General features: G+C 65.6%; 20 protein-coding genes. 12 read left to right on the top strand and 8 right to left on the bottom strand.

Annotated features, from left to right (window positions below; translation table 11 throughout):
• Positions 1-12: 12 nt before the first annotated feature.
• Positions 13-414, top strand: a complete 402-nt coding sequence (locus Q376_RS0112570; protein WP_027350608.1) for a flagellar protein FlhE — start codon at positions 13-15, stop codon at positions 412-414.
• A 79-nt stretch (positions 415-493) separates the two neighbouring features.
• On the opposite strand, the gene flgN is transcribed toward Q376_RS0112570, so the two are convergent.
• The 3 genes from flgN to flgA form a co-directional block, all read right to left on the bottom strand.
• A complete protein-coding gene (flgN, locus tag Q376_RS0112565) occupies positions 494-970 on the bottom strand; it encodes a flagellar export chaperone FlgN (RefSeq protein ID WP_027350607.1) in 477 nt (158 codons plus the stop codon).
• 8 nt (positions 971-978) lie between these two features.
• Positions 979-1,251 carry a flagellar biosynthesis anti-sigma factor FlgM gene (flgM, locus tag Q376_RS0112560; RefSeq protein ID WP_027350606.1) on the bottom strand — a complete coding sequence of 91 codons (273 nt, stop codon included), beginning with the start codon at positions 1,249-1,251 and terminating at the stop codon, positions 979-981.
• Between the two features lie 160 nt (positions 1,252-1,411).
• Positions 1,412-2,107, bottom strand: coding sequence for a flagellar basal body P-ring formation chaperone FlgA (gene flgA, locus Q376_RS0112555; RefSeq protein ID WP_027350605.1), 696 nt, complete (start codon positions 2,105-2,107; stop codon positions 1,412-1,414).
• Positions 2,108-2,318: 211 nt separating this feature from the next.
• On the opposite strand from flgA, the gene flgB reads away from it, so the two are divergent.
• From flgB to Q376_RS0112500, 11 genes are all read left to right on the top strand, one after another.
• Positions 2,319-2,726 (top strand): flagellar basal body rod protein FlgB, encoded by a 408-nt coding sequence (gene flgB, locus Q376_RS0112550; protein WP_027350604.1) that lies wholly within the window; start codon positions 2,319-2,321, stop codon positions 2,724-2,726.
• Positions 2,727-2,743: 17 nt separating this feature from the next.
• On the top strand, positions 2,744-3,151 hold the full coding sequence (gene flgC / locus Q376_RS0112545; RefSeq protein ID WP_027350603.1) for a flagellar basal body rod protein FlgC: 408 nt from the start codon (positions 2,744-2,746) through the stop codon (positions 3,149-3,151).
• 45 nt (positions 3,152-3,196) lie between these two features.
• Positions 3,197-3,877 carry a flagellar hook assembly protein FlgD gene (locus Q376_RS0112540; RefSeq protein WP_027350602.1) on the top strand — a complete coding sequence of 227 codons (681 nt, stop codon included), beginning with the start codon at positions 3,197-3,199 and terminating at the stop codon, positions 3,875-3,877.
• Positions 3,878-3,963: 86 nt separating this feature from the next.
• The gene (flgE, locus tag Q376_RS0112535; RefSeq protein ID WP_027350601.1) at positions 3,964-5,163 is read left to right on the top strand and encodes a flagellar hook protein FlgE; all 1,200 of its coding nucleotides are present in this window, start codon (positions 3,964-3,966) and stop codon (positions 5,161-5,163) included.
• 24 nt (positions 5,164-5,187) lie between these two features.
• Positions 5,188-5,961: a flagellar basal body rod protein FlgF gene (locus Q376_RS0112530; protein WP_027350600.1), complete on the top strand. Its 774-nt coding sequence runs from the start codon at positions 5,188-5,190 to the stop codon at positions 5,959-5,961.
• A 32-nt stretch (positions 5,962-5,993) separates the two neighbouring features.
• Positions 5,994-6,776 (top strand): flagellar basal-body rod protein FlgG, encoded by a 783-nt coding sequence (flgG, locus tag Q376_RS0112525; protein WP_027350599.1) that lies wholly within the window; start codon positions 5,994-5,996, stop codon positions 6,774-6,776.
• A gap of 5 nt (positions 6,777-6,781) precedes the next feature.
• The gene (locus Q376_RS0112520; RefSeq protein WP_027350598.1) at positions 6,782-7,444 is read left to right on the top strand and encodes a flagellar basal body L-ring protein FlgH; all 663 of its coding nucleotides are present in this window, start codon (positions 6,782-6,784) and stop codon (positions 7,442-7,444) included.
• Positions 7,445-7,452: 8 nt separating this feature from the next.
• Complete coding sequence (locus Q376_RS0112515; RefSeq protein ID WP_027350597.1) at positions 7,453-8,586, top strand: flagellar basal body P-ring protein FlgI; 1,134 nt, start codon at positions 7,453-7,455, stop codon at positions 8,584-8,586.
• The gene (flgJ, locus tag Q376_RS22505) at positions 8,586-9,602 is read left to right on the top strand and encodes a flagellar assembly peptidoglycan hydrolase FlgJ (RefSeq protein ID WP_052365201.1); all 1,017 of its coding nucleotides are present in this window, start codon (positions 8,586-8,588) and stop codon (positions 9,600-9,602) included. Before Q376_RS0112515 ends, flgJ begins: the two co-directional genes overlap by 1 nt.
• Before the next feature lie 124 nt (positions 9,603-9,726).
• Positions 9,727-10,965 (top strand): flagellar hook-associated protein FlgK, encoded by a 1,239-nt coding sequence (flgK, locus tag Q376_RS0112505; protein WP_027350596.1) that lies wholly within the window; start codon positions 9,727-9,729, stop codon positions 10,963-10,965.
• 10 nt (positions 10,966-10,975) lie between these two features.
• Complete coding sequence (locus tag Q376_RS0112500) at positions 10,976-11,860, top strand: flagellin N-terminal helical domain-containing protein (RefSeq protein ID WP_027350595.1); 885 nt, start codon at positions 10,976-10,978, stop codon at positions 11,858-11,860.
• 278 nt (positions 11,861-12,138) lie between these two features.
• On the opposite strand, the gene fliR is transcribed toward Q376_RS0112500, so the two are convergent.
• The 5 genes from fliR to fliN are packed head-to-tail and all read right to left on the bottom strand — an operon-like array spanning position 12,139 to position 14,849.
• Positions 12,139-12,927, bottom strand: coding sequence for a flagellar biosynthetic protein FliR (gene fliR / locus Q376_RS0112495; protein ID WP_027350594.1), 789 nt, complete (start codon positions 12,925-12,927; stop codon positions 12,139-12,141).
• 7 nt (positions 12,928-12,934) lie between these two features.
• Positions 12,935-13,204 (bottom strand): flagellar biosynthesis protein FliQ, encoded by a 270-nt coding sequence (gene fliQ, locus Q376_RS0112490; RefSeq protein WP_027350593.1) that lies wholly within the window; start codon positions 13,202-13,204, stop codon positions 12,935-12,937.
• Positions 13,205-13,250: 46 nt separating this feature from the next.
• Positions 13,251-14,003, bottom strand: a complete 753-nt coding sequence (gene fliP / locus Q376_RS0112485; RefSeq protein ID WP_052365220.1) for a flagellar type III secretion system pore protein FliP — start codon at positions 14,001-14,003, stop codon at positions 13,251-13,253.
• Positions 13,996-14,430, bottom strand: coding sequence for a flagellar biosynthetic protein FliO (gene fliO / locus Q376_RS22500; RefSeq protein ID WP_052365198.1), 435 nt, complete (start codon positions 14,428-14,430; stop codon positions 13,996-13,998). Before fliO ends, fliP begins: the two co-directional genes overlap by 8 nt.
• Complete coding sequence (gene fliN / locus Q376_RS0112475; protein WP_027350591.1) at positions 14,427-14,849, bottom strand: flagellar motor switch protein FliN; 423 nt, start codon at positions 14,847-14,849, stop codon at positions 14,427-14,429. Before fliN ends, fliO begins: the two co-directional genes overlap by 4 nt.

Genomic DNA, 14,849 nt, shown 5'->3' with positions numbered 1-14,849 from the left:
GGCGGCGGGTGGATGGGTGCCATCTTCCTGGCGACGGCGTCGATGACGCTGTCTCCTGGCTCGTTCGCAGCGGGGGCGAGCTGGTCGACCCAGCTCGCAGGCCCCGTGCTCGGAGCACCTGGCGCCACCGTGCGCAGCCCGGTATTGGGTGACGGGGAGACGGGGCGTGTCACGCGAGTGCGCTGGCGGGTGGACTACGGGGAAATTCCAGTGCTCGCCAGGCTGTGCCAGCGAAGCCGCTGCATCACGCTGCCCTCGTCGAGTGGCACCAGCGCCGCTTTCGCCGGCCTGCCGGCCGGAGCGGGGTTTCACTTCGAGCTGCAGAGGCAGGCCGCAAAGGCGGGAGGGAGGAGGGCGAGCATGGCGGCGAGCGGTGGGCTGTCGCTGACGGTGGAGTACCGCCCCGATTCCTAGCCGTGCCCCAGCGCATGTCTGCCGACGAGCCCGGGAGGGCGAAGGCGCCTCGGGCCAAGCACGGACCCACTGGGCCTATCTACTTACTCGGTTGCCCGCCATTCGGCTGTGGCATCGTCGAGCGGCGGCCGCGGGCATCATAGAGCGATGCGCCCTGCTGACGTTGCGCCCAGGCCAGGCGGTGGGCGTTGAAATCGGATAGCTCCTCGAGCAGCCCTGCGAGCTGGGCGGTGAGGCGGCGCGCGCGCTCGAGTTCGGCGAGCAGGCGCCGCCACTGGGGCTCGAGGCCGAAGAGTGCCACGCAGGCGTCGGTATCGGTGCGGTCACCGTGCGGGTAGCCCAGGCTGCGCAGCAGCTCCCGTCGTGCCTGCTCGTCTCGTTCGAGCAGGGCCAGTTGGTGCAGCTTGGCTTCTCGTAGCCGTTCGAGACGCTCGAGCGGGGTGGCCGAGAGCGAAGGCAGTCCGGCGCGCTCCTCTTCCAGCAGCGCATTGAGCGCACGCAGATGTGCCTCCTGCGCTGTGAGCAGGGCCGAGAGCGCGTCGATGTCGTTGCCCATCTTCGCGGTCACTCTTGAACGAAGCTGCGTATATCGGTGATCAGGCCATCGGCGATTCGGTCGGTATCGATCTCGAACCGCCCCTCGCTGATCAGCTGGCGCAGCTCGTTGACCCGTTTGACGTCGACGTCCTGGGTGGCGTCCTGCACCGTGCCCGCATGGTGCAGGGCGGTGACGCTTTCGCTGCGCTCGGCGCCCGAGGCTGACGTCGGCGGGCGATGTACACCGATCTCGGTGGGGGTCGTCGAAGGCCGCAGCCCTTGACGCGGGTCGATTTTCACGCACTTTGCTCCTGAGAATGCTGTCTTGGAATGGGCGTGCCGGTACATGCTGCCCGTCGCCTCGTCCCTGTAACACGAATAGCTTCATCGGCCATTGGGAAGTTAACTTTAGCTTCGCCTGACAGTATCGCGGACTAAAGAGCGTTCCTGGCGCCACCCTTCACCGAGACAGCGTGGCGCTGCTGGCACCGCTCGCAGTGACATCCACTACGCTGCCCGAGGCCAAGCGAACGCGCAAGCGCTGCTCGAGCGCCGCATCCTCGAGGGCGATGCCCTCGGTGAGGATGGTGAAGCCGTTTCCCTCGGCGCGTACCTCGACCCGCTCATTGCGCTGGATCACGCTGGGCGCGCGGGTCATCCCCTCCAACAAGGCGGTACCACGATTGATCCGGCGTACCGTCTGCTGGCCGATCAGCTGGGCGGGGTCGGTGACCAGCCGACCCGGCAGCCGGCTGAGATCCCCTTCGCGCTGCTCCAGATCCCCCATGCTCAGCAGGTCTCCAGCGTCGATGTCGCGGTCGGCCACCCAGTAGGGAGCGAAGCGTCTCAGCGTTGCCCGCAGGTAGCGGGTAGTGGTCGCACCTATAGGCGACACGCAGCGCACGCCTATGGTGAGCTGGCCGATGAGATTGGGGTTGCCGGGAATGAAAGCCTCCGGCTCGAGGCACTCGGGCAGCGTCGCCTGCGGCGCGCGCAGCTCGATCTCGACGCGCCCTGGCGCTCCTGCCAGCCGCTGCTCCAGCAGGGTTCGCGCCGCGGCGAGCTCGGCGCGGGTCTGCGCCGCCTGCGCGATGGCGGGGCAAAGCATCAGCACGGCGCAAAGAAGGAGAGGAGTGATGAAGCGCGGTGGCGGCATGGCTGGCTCTTGGGACTTGGCACGGGGGGCTGCGCACTTCGAGTAGCATTCTAAGCGCTCGGTCGTTTGCCCAAGCGAGGAAATGGCTGCGAAACGGGCGGCTTTTCCGTCGACCATCGATTCGAGCGGCGCTCTATCCTGCTTCCATATCGCCATGGGCGCGCTCCGATGTTTCGCGCCCCGCGTTTCGAATTCGCTGGGGGAACGCCACGTGATCGATAGGCTCAATGAATCCTTCTCCTTCCTGCAGGGCGCGCTCGACTTGCGCAGCCGTCGCCAGGAAGTGCTGTCGGCGAACATCGCCAATGCCGATACCCCTCACTACAAGGCGCGGGACTTCGACTTCAAGCAGGCGCTGGACAGCGCGATGAGCCAGGCGGGAGCGCGGAGCCTTTCGCTCCAACTCACCTCGTCGGCGCACATTGCGGCGTCCTCCAGCATCGGTGCCGAGCTGGATCTCGCCTATCGGATCCCGGCCCAGCCCAGTCTCGACGGCAACACCGTCGATATGGACTTCGAGCGGCTCAACTTCGCCGACAACAGCCAGCACATAGAGTCCACCCTCGGGCTGCTCAACAGCAAGATCAGAGGCCTCAACTCCGTCATGCAGGCGGAGTGACCGCCAGGAGCTTTCCGATGTCGTTTTCTTCGATCTTCTCCATCGCCGGATCCGCCTTGACCGCCCAGTCCCAGCGAATGAACGCGATCGCCAGCAACCTGGCCAACGCCGATAGCGTCGCCGGTCCCGATGGCCAGCCCTATCGTGCTCGCCAGGTGGTGTTCGAGCTCGACGCGGCGCCCGGCGCCGCGGTCGGTGGCGTGCGGGTGGCACGGGTGATCGAGGACCAGAGTCCTCTGCGCCGTGAGTTCGACCCCTCCAGCCCGCTCGCCGACGAGGAGGGGTACGTCGAGATGCCCAACGTCGATCCGAGCGACGAGATGGTCAACATGATCTCCGCCTCGCGCTCCTACCAGGCCAATCTCGAGGTGCTCAATACCCATAGGAACCTGGTCAGCATGACCCTGTCGCTCGGCCAGGGATGAGCGGCAATGCGAACCCTTCCACTTCGTCTCAGGAGCGCTGCTTGAATGGTCATCGGTGACGCCACCCTCGCCAACATCAACGCCAGTGCGGGCAGTAGCCAGACCGGCACAGACTCCGCGGCGGAGCTCTCTACGCAGTTTCTCACCCTGCTGATCGCGCAGATGCAGAACCAGGATCCGCTCAATCCCACCAGCAATGCCGATCTCACCTCGCAGCTGGCGCAGATCAACACGGTCAGCGGGATTCAGGAGCTCAATCAAACGCTCAGCTCGGTGACCAGCCAGATCGACGCCAGCCAGCGGCTGCAGGCCAGCTCGCTGATCGGCCGCGGCGTGCTGGTCGAGGGCGACAGGATCGTGGTCGGCGAGGCGGATGGCGAAGCGGTCACCCCGCCGTTCGGGTTCAGCCTCGACAGCGCCGCGAGCGATGTGCAGGTCTCGATTCTCGATGCCGCGGGCCAGGAGGTGCAGGCCTACGACCTGGGTGCCCAGTCGAGTGGCGTGCATTCGCTCAGCTGGGATGGCAGCACCGCGAGCGGCGGCGTGGCCGAGGCCGGCAGCTATCGGGTGGTGATCAGCGCGTCGAGCGATGGGCAGGCGGTGACCGTCACCGCGCTCAATTACGCCTACGTCAGCGGTGTGATCACCGCCGGTAGTAGTGCCTCGAGGCTCGATCTCGGCACTGCGGGCGACGCCGCGCTCGACGAGATCTACCAGATTCTCTGATTGGTTCGCTTCGCCCGGGAGGCTCGTCCGTAAGAGGGCGTCCCGGTGTCTCAGTTTCCTCAACCCGCCAGGGAGGCGGTCCGCACATGGCATTTTCTCAAGGCGTCAGTGGCCTCAAGTCCGCATCCGTCAGCCTCGATGTGATCGGCAACAACATCGCCAACTCGCAGACGGTGGGTTTCAAATCCTCGCGCGCGGAGTTCGCTGACATGTACGCCGGAGCGATGGCGGGCATGGGTACGCGCGTTGCTGGTGTCACCCAGAGCTTCGGCTCGGGCTCGATCGAGCAGACCGACCGTACCCTGGATCTGGCGATCAACGGCAATGGCTTCTTCCGCCTCGAACAGGGCAACGAAGTAGTCTATTCGCGCAACGGCCAGTTCAACGTCGACAACCAGGGCTATCTGGTCAATGCCACCGGCGGACGGTTGACCGGCTACGCTGGCGACAGCGCCGGCGGCGACCCGATCGCGCTGCAGGTCGACAACGCCTCGAGCGCGGCCCAGGCGACCACCACCGCGGGCGCGGTCTACAACCTCGATGCCAGCGCGGCTGCCGGCGACAGCAATACCAGCAGCATGACGGTCTACGATTCGCTGGGCAACGCCCATGCCGTACAGCTGACCTTCACCAAACTGGCCGAAGACGCCGATGCCGTCCCCGCCGTGCCTGCCAACGCCTGGCAGCTCAGTGCCTCGCTCAATGGCGAGCAAATCCAGCTGGGTGAGGGGGCGGACGGCGAGGCCATGTTCGCTCAGCAAATCACCTTCGATGGCGCGGGTGCCTTGACCAGCGAAATGCCGCTCTCGCTGGACATCGGTGCTCCCGGCACCGGCGCCAACGACATGGCGGTCGCCCTCGATCTCACCGGGACCACGCAGTACGCCCGTGACTTCGCCAATACTTCCATCGAGCAGGACGGCTACGCCGCGGGAGACTTGATCGGGGTCAGCGTCAGCGAAGACGGCCTGCTGATCGGGCGCTACTCGAACAACCAGACCGAGACCCTCGGGCGCGTCGCGCTCGCTGATTTCCGCAACCCCCAGGGGCTGGAATCGACCGGCGACAACGCCTGGCGCGAAACCGTCGAGTCCGGGCAGGCCCTGGTCGGTGCCGTGGGCAGTGGCCAGCTCGGCAGCCTGCTGGCCGGCGCCCTGGAGAGTTCCAATGTCGATCTGTCGGAGCAGCTGGTGTCGATGATCATCGCGCAGCGCAACTATCAGGCCAACTCGCAGACGGTCCAGACCCAGGACCAGATCATGCAGACCCTGATCAGCATGCGCTGATCCCGCGGTTAACGGAGCTTTTCGATGGACCGGATGATCTACACCGCGCTTTCGGGCGCCAAGCAGTCCCTCGCCCAGCAGTCGGTGGCCAGTAACAACATGGCCAACGTGTCGACCACTGGTTTTCGTGCCCAGCTGTCGGCGTTTCGCGCCTTGCCGGTGCGCGATGAAGCCGGGGAGGGCGTGTCGACCCGAGTGGCGACGGTGATGACCACACCGGGCACCAAGCTAGACGCAGGCGAACTCAGGACCACCGGGCGCGGCCTCGACGTCGCCATCGATGGCGCCGGCTGGCTGGCGGTGGGGCGCGAGGACGGCAGCGAGGCCTATACCCGCGACGGCGGCTTGCAGCTCGATGATTTCGGCATGCTGGTCACGGGCAGTGGGCGCCCGGTTCACGGCGAGGACGGCAACCCGCTGGTCATCCCTCCCGGGTCGAGGGTCGAGATCGCCGCCGACGGCACCGTCTCCGCGCTTGGGTTGGGCGATCCGCCCGCGACCATCGCCGAGGTCGGCAGGATCAAGCTGGTCGACCCAGACCCTGTCAGTCTCGCACGTGGTGAGGATGGGCTCTTCGCCCTGGCCGCCAACGCCGAGGGAGAGCCCCAGGCGGCACCGCTTTCGGAGGCGGTACGGCTGGTCAGCGGCGCGCTCGAGGCGAGCAACGTCTCCGCGGTCGACGCGATGATGGCGATGATCACCAACGCTCGCCGCTTCGAGCTGAACATGAAGGCGATCTCCACCGCCGATGACAATGCCAACCGTGCCAACGCCCTGCTCGGGCCCAGCAATGGCTGAGCCGGACAGGCTCTCGACCGAGGATTGATTCGATGATTCGCTCCCTGTGGATCGCAAAGACCGGGCTCGAGGCCCAGCAGACCCAGCTCGACGTGACCGCCAACAACCTGGCCAACGTCGGCACCAACGGTTTCAAGCGCTCGCGCGCGGTGTTCCAGGACCTGCTCTACCAGAACATGCGCCAGCCCGGCGCGCTCTCCTCCAACCAGACCAACCTGCCGTCGGGGCTGCAGCTCGGAACCGGGGTGCGCACCGTCGCCACCGAGCGGATCCATACCCAGGGCAACCTCGAGGAGACCGGCAACTCGAAGGACCTGGCGATCAACGGCCAGGGCTTCTTCGCAGTGCAGATGCCCGACGGTACGCTTGGCTATACCCGCGACGGCTCGTTCCAGGTCGACCAGAACGGGCAGATGGTGACCGCCAGCGGCTATCCGCTCCAGCCCGCGATCGTGATTCCGCCCAACGCGCTGTCGGTCAGCGTGGCGAGGGATGGCGCGGTCACCGTGACCCAGCCGGGAACCACCGCCAATGTCCAGGTCGGCCAGCTGCAGCTGTCGATGTTCGTCAACCCGACCGGGCTGCAGAGCATCGGCGACAACCTCTATCTCGAGACCGAAGCCTCGGGGGCGGCCAACGACAGCGAGCCGGGGCTCAACGGCGCGGGCGTGCTCTACCAGAACTACGTCGAGACCTCGAACGTCAACGTGGTCGAGGAGATGGTCGCGATGATCGAGACCCAGCGCGCCTATGAGATCAATTCCAAAGCAGTGAGCACCTCGGATCAGATGCTCGCGAGGCTGACCCAGCTGTGAGGATGATGCATCGACGACTGGCGATCGCGCTGCTGGCGCTTGCACTCGGGGCCTGTGCCTACGTGCCGCGACAGAACGTGGTCCAGGGCCCGACCAGCTCGCCACCGCAGCCGGCGCCGATGCCGATCGCCAATGGCTCGATCTACCAGGCCAACTACACCCGGCCGCTGTTCGAGGACCGCCGCCCGCGTGGGGTCGGCGACATTCTCACCATCGTGCTGAACGAGAACGTCAGCGCGACCAGGAACTCTGCGGCCAATGCCAATCGCACAGGCTCCGTGGGGCTCGAGCTCACCGCCGTGCCGCGGATCACCGGCGGGCTGCTCAACGGGCAGGATGCCGACATCACCGGGACCAACACCTTCTCCGGCGGCGGCGGGGCGAGCGCCAACAACGTGTTCACCGGCACGATCACCACCACGGTGCTCGAACTGCTGCCCAACGGCAACTTCAGGGTCAGTGGCGAAAAGCAGATCGGGATCAACCAGGGCACCGAGTACATCCGCTTCTCCGGGGTGATCAACCCGCGCTTCATCACCTCCTCCAACACCGTGCAGTCCAGCCAGGTCGCCGATGCGCGCCTGGAGTACTACGGCGATGGCTACATCGACGAGGCGCAGCGCATGGGTTGGCTGCAGCGTTTCTTCCTCAACATCTCACCGTTCTGAGCAGACCCATGCCACAGCCCGTACGATTCGTTCGCTCGTTTTTCCCTTTCGTGCTGGCGCTGTCCGCAGTACTTGCGAGCGCGCTTCCCGGCAGCGCGGCGGCCGAGCGGATCGGCGACATCGCTACCATCCAAGGGGTGCGCGACAACGCCATCATCGGTTATGGCCTGGTGGTCGGTCTCGACAATACCGGTGACCAGACCACCCAGACACCGTTCACCGCCCAGACCCTCAACAACATGATGTCCGAGCTCGGCATCACCATACCTTCCGGGGTCAACATGCAGTTGCGCAACGTCGCCGCGGCGATGGTCACCGCCCAGCTGCCCGCGTTCGCGAGCCCCGGCCAGCAGATCGACGTCACCGTCTCTTCGGTGGGCACCGCGCGCAGCCTGCGCGGCGGCACGCTGCTGATGACCCCGCTCAAGGGCGCGGATGGCCAGGTCTATGCGCTGGCCCAGGGCAATCTGGTGATCGGCGGTGCCGGCGCTCAGGCCGCGGGCTCCAGCATCACCGTCAACCAGCTCTCGGCTGGGCGCATCCCCAACGGCGCTACGATCGAGCGCGGGGTACTGCTGGATCTCGGCAGCGACGGGCTGGTCGGTCTCGACCTCAAGCGCGCCGACTTCACTACCGCCACCACCGCGATGAATGCGATCAACGGCTACTTCGGCCGCAGCGTGGCTTCGGCGATCGACGGGCGCACGCTGATGCTGCAGGCCCCGACCGACCCTTCCGCGCGGGTCGCGTTCATCTCGCAGGTGCAGAACATCCGGATGGAATCCGCCGCACCGTCGCCGAAAGTGACGATCAACGCACGCACCGGCTCGGTGGTGATGAACTCCGACGTCAGGCTGCGCCGCGCCGCGGTGGCGCATGGCAGCCTCTCGATCGTGATCGATGCGCAGCCCATCGTCAGCCAGCCCAATCCGTTCGGCGGCGGTCAGACCGCGGTGGTACCGAATGCCAACATCACCATGCAGCAGCAGGGCGGTGCGCTGCAGATGCTCAATGCGAGCCCCGACCTGCTCGATGTGGTCAATGCGCTGAACATGCTTGGTGCCACACCTGGCGACCTGATCTCGATTCTCGAGGCGCTCAAGGCCTCGGGGTCGCTGCAAGCCGAGCTGGAGGTGATCTGATGAGCCTGGATTCGACCACGGGCTTCGCCCTCGACGTCAACGGTTTGAGCAGGATTCGCCGCGCCGAGAGCGCGGAGCAGGGCGCTGGCCTGCGTCCGGTGGCGCAGCAGTTCGAGGCGCTGTTTCTCAACATGATGCTGAAGAGCATGCGCGAGGCGATTCCCAAGGGCGATCTGGTCCAGAGCCCCGCCTTGGATACGTTGGGTTCCATGCGCGATCAGCAGTTCGCCCAGGCGTTGGCGGGAAAGGGCATCGGGCTTGCCGATCTGCTGGTCGAGCAGCTCTCCGCCCGTCGCGGCGAGGCAGCCGCCTCCCTCGACGACCAGGCAGCGCTGGGTGAGAGCGGCGTACCCTGGCGGATTCCTCCCGAACTCGCCAGCGCACGGCAGGGCACGCAGACGCAAGCGGCGCAGCAGGCGAACGACGCTAACATCCAGGACCGGCTCGACCGATTGCTCGGCGAGGTGGCGCCCCATGTCCAGGCGTTTCTCGATCGCCTTGCGGGGCCGGCGCTGCGTGTGGCCGAGCGTAGCGGCATTCCGGCACGGTTGATCCTTGCCCAGGCCGCACTCGAAACCGGCTGGGGGCGGTCGGTGGCCGGTGACGGGAACGGCGAGAGCAGCCATAACCTGTTTGGCATCAAAGCCACGGGTGGTTGGCAGGGCGAGAGTACGCTGGCGACTACCCATGAGTTCGAAGGTGGCGCCATGGTGAAGCGCGAAGAGCGTTTTCGCAGCTATGCCTCGATCGAGCAGTCGCTCGAGGACTATGCGCGGCTTTTGACCGAGAGCCCGCGTTACGCGGGGATCAAAGGGGCGAGCAGCGAAGAGGGTGCCCGTCAGCTGCAGGCCGGCGGCTATGCCACCGATCCGGACTACGCCGACAAGCTGATCGGTATCCTCCGCCAGCTGCCGGCTTCGCTCGAGCATGTCTGGGCGAACGCTAGCGCGACCGGCCGGTCGACACCGCTCGATGCGCTGGGCGATCTCGCGCGCAACCCCACGGCGCTGTTCTGACCCGGTCCGATTTCCAAGGCCAATAGGGGATTGGATGCTCAAGCTTCTCCCCGAATGGCCGATAGCTTGAAACAGGCAATCATTCCCGCGGTGCACCGCCGCGACCGACGAAGACCCGGATACGATGAGCAACCTCTACTCCATTGGCGGCAGCGGGCTGCGTGCAGCGCAGGCCCAGCTGAATGCGTCGAGCAACAACATCGCCAATGTCGACGCCCCTGGCTACAGCCGCCAGAACGCCCTGCTCTCCAGCGGTTTCGGGGGCGGCTCGGGTGTATCGATCAGCGGTATCGGGCGTGACTATTCGCGGGCGATCGGCGAGCAGTTGAATGCGGCGCTATCGCGCCAGGCCTCGCTGCAGGCTCAGAGCAGCTCGCTCGCCACGCTCGAGTCGCTCTACGGCAGCGGCGGGCTCGATCAGAGCCTCAATGACTTCTTCTCCGCAAGCGCCTCGCTCGCCGACGCGCCGAGTTCGAGCTCCACGCGTCAGGCGCTGATCGGCGACGCCGAGGCGCTGGTGGGGCGTTTCAACGCCTATGCCAGCCAGCTCGACGAGATTGCCACCACTGTCGACAAGCAGCTCGCTTCCACCCAGGGGCAGATCGAGGACGGGGCGGCGCAGCTTGCCGAGCTCAACAAGCAGATCGTCCGCGTCCGTGCCCAGACCGGCAGCGAGCCCAACGAACTGCTCGACCAGCGAGACCAGCTGGTCAGCGACCTCAGCGAGCTTGCAGACGTCCGGGTGGTCGAGCAGGACGGCCTCTACAATCTCTCGTTCGCCGATGGCACTGCGCTGGTGCTCGGCGAGCGCGCCGTCGCGGTTCCCGAGGCTGCATGGCAGCGGGTCCAGGGCGGTACCCTGGGCGGGTTGAACGAATTCAACCAGGGCGCTTTGGCTGAAGCGCGCAGCGGGTTGGATGGGCTGATGAAGGACTTCGCCGACAGCGTCGGGGAGGCCTATTCGGCACAGCTTTTCGGCTACCAGGCCCCGCAGCAGGAAGGCGACGTTGGCCGGTTGACGCTCGAGGTCACCGATGCCGACGATCTGGTCACCGGAGAGGGCAGTTTGCTAGATGGCAGCCGGATGCGCGCGATCGCCGATCTGCAGGACAGCCAGCGTTTCGGTGATCGGTATGCCGCCATGGTCTCCAAAGTCGGCACCTCGGCGGCCAACGTCGAGGCGCGCTTGACGACCCAGCAGAGCCTGACCAGCGAGCTGAGCGGTGCGATGCAGTCGATCAGCGGGGTGGACCTCAACGAGGAAGCGGTGAGGCTGGCCCAGTACCAGCGCTTCTACCAGGCCAATGCGCAGGTGATCCAGACCGCCACCAACCTGCTCGACACCATTCTCGCGATTCGTTAGGAGATTTGACATGCGAGTCAGCACCGCCGGGATGTTCCAGCGCAACATCGAGCTGCTCCAAAGCCAGCAGTCGCGCGATAACGCCGCGCTGGAGCGTCTTGCCACCAACCAGCGGATCAATCGTCCTTCCGACGATCCGCAGGGCGCCGCTCGAGTGATCGAACTGACCCAGGCGCAGGTGCGCAGCGAGCAGTACACCTCGAGCCGCGCGGCCGCTACCAGTGCCCTGATGCTGCAGGAGAGCGCGCTCACCGATCTCACCGATACGCTCCATTCGGCCCGCTCGCTGCTGGTTCAGGCCGGTAACGGGACGCTCGATAGCGCGACGGTGGTGGGGCTTGGCGAGCAGCTCTCCATGCTGGTGGACCGGATGGAGGACACGCTGCGTACCCGCGACGCAGATGGTAATTATCTCTTTTCCGGCCAGCAGGGTACGGCGGATCCATTGGGCGATGGCGCCGACGCCGCGCCGCGCAGCTACCGCATCGACGATGGGCTGACGATCGATGGTCCGGTCAATCGCAACCAGCTGATGTCCCCGGCTGGCGAGGATGGACCCGACCTGACCGAGTGGCTGCGTGAAATCGCCGATGGTCTCCTGGCCGGCGACACCGATGTCATTTCGGATACCACCCTTGCCGATATGGATGCGGGAATCGACAACGTGCTCGGTATCCGCGCACTGGGTGGCAGCCGGCTCAACCAGCTCGAACGGCTCGACGAACTCAGCAGCGACCGCAGCATTGCCCGGCAGGACGAGATCAGCGGGCTGCGCGACGTCGACTACGCCCAGGCGCTCTCCGAGGCGGCCATGACCAGTCTCGCACTCGAAGTCGCGATGAAGAGCATCGCCCAGAGTCAGCAGCTGTCGATGTTCGATCTGCTCAACGGCTGAGTGGAGCCCCCGGCCCGGCGCTAGCTTCCGATCCCTCGACTGGCGTTCCCGACTGTCGCGATGAACCGGTGTGTTGGCGCGTAGGAACGCCGCTCGGGACGAACGGGTTTATCTGTCCGCTCGTGCCCCTCGATGCGCTTCGCTTGCTCGGGATGCTCGGGATGCTCGCGGATAGCCGGCGAGGACCCTTCGACTCGCTTCGCTCGTTCAGGGCGCTCGGGATTACCTCGAATCGAACCACGGCCTCGTCTCTGACGCCGGGCTTCTCTGTGCAAGTCTCAATCGCCGGCGAATCCCGCGGCGATGCTCTGCATGGTGCGCAGGGCGTCACCGAACAGGCGAGAGAAGTATCCGCCGAGCTCGGGCAGCATCACCATCAGAAGCAGCAATCCCGCCAACAGCGTGATCGGAAAACCCACCGAAAAGACCGAAAACTGGGGCGATGCGCGGTTGAGGATGCCCATTGCCAGGTTGATGATCAAAAGCGCTGCCACCAGTGGCAGCGAGAGCAATAGCCCAGCGGCGAAGATGGTGGTGCCGAAGCTCGCTAGTCGCCAGCTGCCCTCGGCGGCCAGTCCTCCCGGGCCGATGGGTACCAGTTGGAAGCTGTCGACCAGGACCTGGAGCATCATCAGGTGGATATCGAAGGCGAGCAGCAGCAGCATGGCGAATAGATGCAGCAGCCGCGACAGTACGGTGGTGGTGCCGCCGGCGTCCGGGGAGAAGAACGAGGCGTAGGAGAGCCCCATCTGCAGGCCAATGTACTCACCCGCGGCCTGAACCGCGGCCAGGGCGAGGCGCATGGTCAGCCCCATTGCGATGCCGATGACCAGTTCGCGGGCGATCAGCCACAGCCCTGGCCAGGAGACCGGCGGTATCGCCGGCGGCGGTGGGAGTATCGGGGCGAGCACTAGTGCGATCAATCCTGCCAGCACCACCTTGGTGCGTGCCGGTACCTGGTTTTCACCGAACACCGGTGCTACGGAAAGCAGCCCGAGGATGCGCACGAATGGCCAGAAGTAGAGTGCCAGCCAGCCGTAGAGCTGCGCGGAGGTGACCTCTACCACGGGCCGCTCAGCTGACCAGCAGCGGGATACGCTGGAACAGCTCGCGGGTGTAGTCCGCCAGCAGGCCGAGTATCCAGGGACCAGCGAGGATCATCGTCCCGATCACCGCCAGGATCTTGGGAATGAACGACAGGGTCATCTCATTGATCTGCGTCGCGGCCTGGAACAGGCTGACCAGGAGGCCGACGGAGAGCGCTGCGAGCAGCATCGGCGCAGCCACCAGCAGGGTCATCTTCATGCTCTGGAATCCCAGGCTCATCACCATTTCCGGGGTCATTGGCGTTTCTCCTCCAGGCGCCCGTGGGGGATGCTCACCGGTGCGCTCATATGTAGAAGCTCTGGGCCAGCGAGCCGATCAGCAGGCCCCAGCCGTCGACCAGCACGAACAGCATCAGCTTGAAAGGAAGCGAGATGGTCACCGGCGGCACCATCATCATCCCCAGCGCCATCAGTACGCTCGCCACCACCAGGTCGATGATCAAAAACGGAATGAAGATCATGAAGCCGATCTGGAATGCGCTTTTCAGCTCGCTGGTGAGAAAGGCGGGCATCAGCAGCCGCAGCGGTACGCTTTCTGGACTTTCCAGCTCCGGCGCGTTGCTGATCCGCGCGAACATCGCCAGGTCGGTTTCGCGGGTCTGGTGGAGCATGAACGTCTTGAGCGGCTCTACGCCTTCCTCGATCGCCTGCTGGAAGGTGATCTCATCGCTGGCCAGCGGCAGGTAGGCGCGATCGTAGATCTGCTCTAGGACCGGTGACATGACGAAGAAGGTCAGAAACAGCGCCAGTCCGATCAGCACCTGGTTGGGAGGCGTGGTCGGTGTCCCGAGTGCGGTGCGCAGCAGGCTGAGCACGATCACGATCCGAGTGAAGGCGGTCATCATCAGCAGCGCCGCCGGTAGAAACGTCAGCGAGGTGAGCAGCACCAGCGTCTGGATCGGCAGCGACCAGCTTTGTCCGCCATCGGCGGTGGGCTGGCTGACTATCCCTGGCAGGGCCTGGGCGGCGGCGAGATCCGGCAGCACGATGAGCAGCGCAGTGGTGAACGCCCCGATCGCGCGATGACGATCAACCATCCCGCCCACCTTTGTGGCCACGAGCATGGGCGAGCACTCGAGCGAAGCCGCCCGGTGCGGAAGGGGCATCGTGCAGGTCGCGCTTGGCCGGAAGACTGTGGAGCTTTTCCACCCGGCCGGCGCCGACCCCCAGTACCAGCCAGGTGTCATCGACCTCGACCAGCACCACGCGCTCGCGCTGGCCGACCGGCTGGCTGGCGATCACCTTCAGCGCACTGCCACCGCGGGGCCGCTGCGGCGAGAAGCGCTTCAGCGCCGCGCATACGACGAGGATCAGCGCGATCACCACCACGAGTGCGAGCGCGGTCTTGCCCGCGCCTACCAGCGGGTCGGCGACGCCGGCACCGATCTGCCCGTAGTCGGAGACGGGCTGTTCGACGTGTGCGGTGCTGTTATCGTTCGCTGCAATGGAGATTGTCTCGCTCATCCGCGGCGTTTCAACCGCTGCAGCCGTTCGGAGGGGGTGACGATGTCGGTGATACGGATACCGTAGCGCTCCTCGATCACCACCACTTCGCCCTGGGCGACCAGATAGCCGTTGATCATGATATCCATCGGCTCGCCGGCGAGGCCTTCGAGCTCGACCACCGAGCCCTTGGCGAGATCGAGCAGCTCGCGGATCGTCAGCCGTGTGCGACCAAGTTCGACCGACAGGGTCACTGGGATGTCCATCACCATGCTCAGATCGCGTGGATCGCCTTCGGCGGTGCTCTCCTGCAGCGGCTTGAATACCTCTTCACTCGGCGGTGAGGCGTCATCCGTCGGCTCTGCCTGCTGCTCGGCCATCGCCTCGCCCCAGATATCGTCGAGTTCTTCCTGCTCTGAGGGCTTCTTCTCGTCACTCAT

Origin of the sequence: Halotalea alkalilenta DSM 17697 (genome assembly GCF_000621205.1) — a bacterium.
Lineage (GTDB): Bacteria > Pseudomonadota > Gammaproteobacteria > Pseudomonadales > Halomonadaceae > Halotalea > Halotalea alkalilenta.
The sequence above is the reverse complement of the archived record's forward strand: the minus strand, read 5'-3'. Positions and strand labels throughout refer to the sequence as shown.

Bases quoted from the DNA above. Each gene is read 5' to 3' on its own strand.
- Q376_RS0112570 (WP_027350608.1), top strand. From the start codon at position 13: ATGGGTGCCATCTTCCTGGCGACGGCGTCGATGACGCTGTCTCCTGGC.
- flgN (WP_027350607.1), bottom strand. From the start codon at position 970: ATGGGCAACGACATCGACGCGCTCTCGGCCCTGCTCACAGCGCAGGAG.
- flgA (WP_027350605.1), bottom strand. From the start codon at position 2,107: ATGCCGCCACCGCGCTTCATCACTCCTCTCCTTCTTTGCGCCGTGCTG.
- flgC (WP_027350603.1), top strand. From the start codon at position 2,744: ATGTCGTTTTCTTCGATCTTCTCCATCGCCGGATCCGCCTTGACCGCC.
- Q376_RS0112540 (WP_027350602.1), top strand. From the start codon at position 3,197: ATGGTCATCGGTGACGCCACCCTCGCCAACATCAACGCCAGTGCGGGC.
- flgE (WP_027350601.1), top strand. From the start codon at position 3,964: ATGGCATTTTCTCAAGGCGTCAGTGGCCTCAAGTCCGCATCCGTCAGC.
- Q376_RS0112530 (WP_027350600.1), top strand. From the start codon at position 5,188: ATGGACCGGATGATCTACACCGCGCTTTCGGGCGCCAAGCAGTCCCTC.
- flgG (WP_027350599.1), top strand. From the start codon at position 5,994: ATGATTCGCTCCCTGTGGATCGCAAAGACCGGGCTCGAGGCCCAGCAG.
- Q376_RS0112520 (WP_027350598.1), top strand. From the start codon at position 6,782: ATGCATCGACGACTGGCGATCGCGCTGCTGGCGCTTGCACTCGGGGCC.
- Q376_RS0112515 (WP_027350597.1), top strand. From the start codon at position 7,453: ATGCCACAGCCCGTACGATTCGTTCGCTCGTTTTTCCCTTTCGTGCTG.
- flgJ (WP_052365201.1), top strand. From the start codon at position 8,586: ATGAGCCTGGATTCGACCACGGGCTTCGCCCTCGACGTCAACGGTTTG.
- flgK (WP_027350596.1), top strand. From the start codon at position 9,727: ATGAGCAACCTCTACTCCATTGGCGGCAGCGGGCTGCGTGCAGCGCAG.
- Q376_RS0112500 (WP_027350595.1), top strand. From the start codon at position 10,976: ATGCGAGTCAGCACCGCCGGGATGTTCCAGCGCAACATCGAGCTGCTC.
- fliQ (WP_027350593.1), bottom strand. From the start codon at position 13,204: ATGACCCCGGAAATGGTGATGAGCCTGGGATTCCAGAGCATGAAGATG.
- fliP (WP_052365220.1), bottom strand. From the start codon at position 14,003: ATGGTTGATCGTCATCGCGCGATCGGGGCGTTCACCACTGCGCTGCTC.
- fliO (WP_052365198.1), bottom strand. From the start codon at position 14,430: ATGAGCGAGACAATCTCCATTGCAGCGAACGATAACAGCACCGCACAC.
- fliN (WP_027350591.1), bottom strand. From the start codon at position 14,849: ATGAGTGACGAGAAGAAGCCCTCAGAGCAGGAAGAACTCGACGATATC.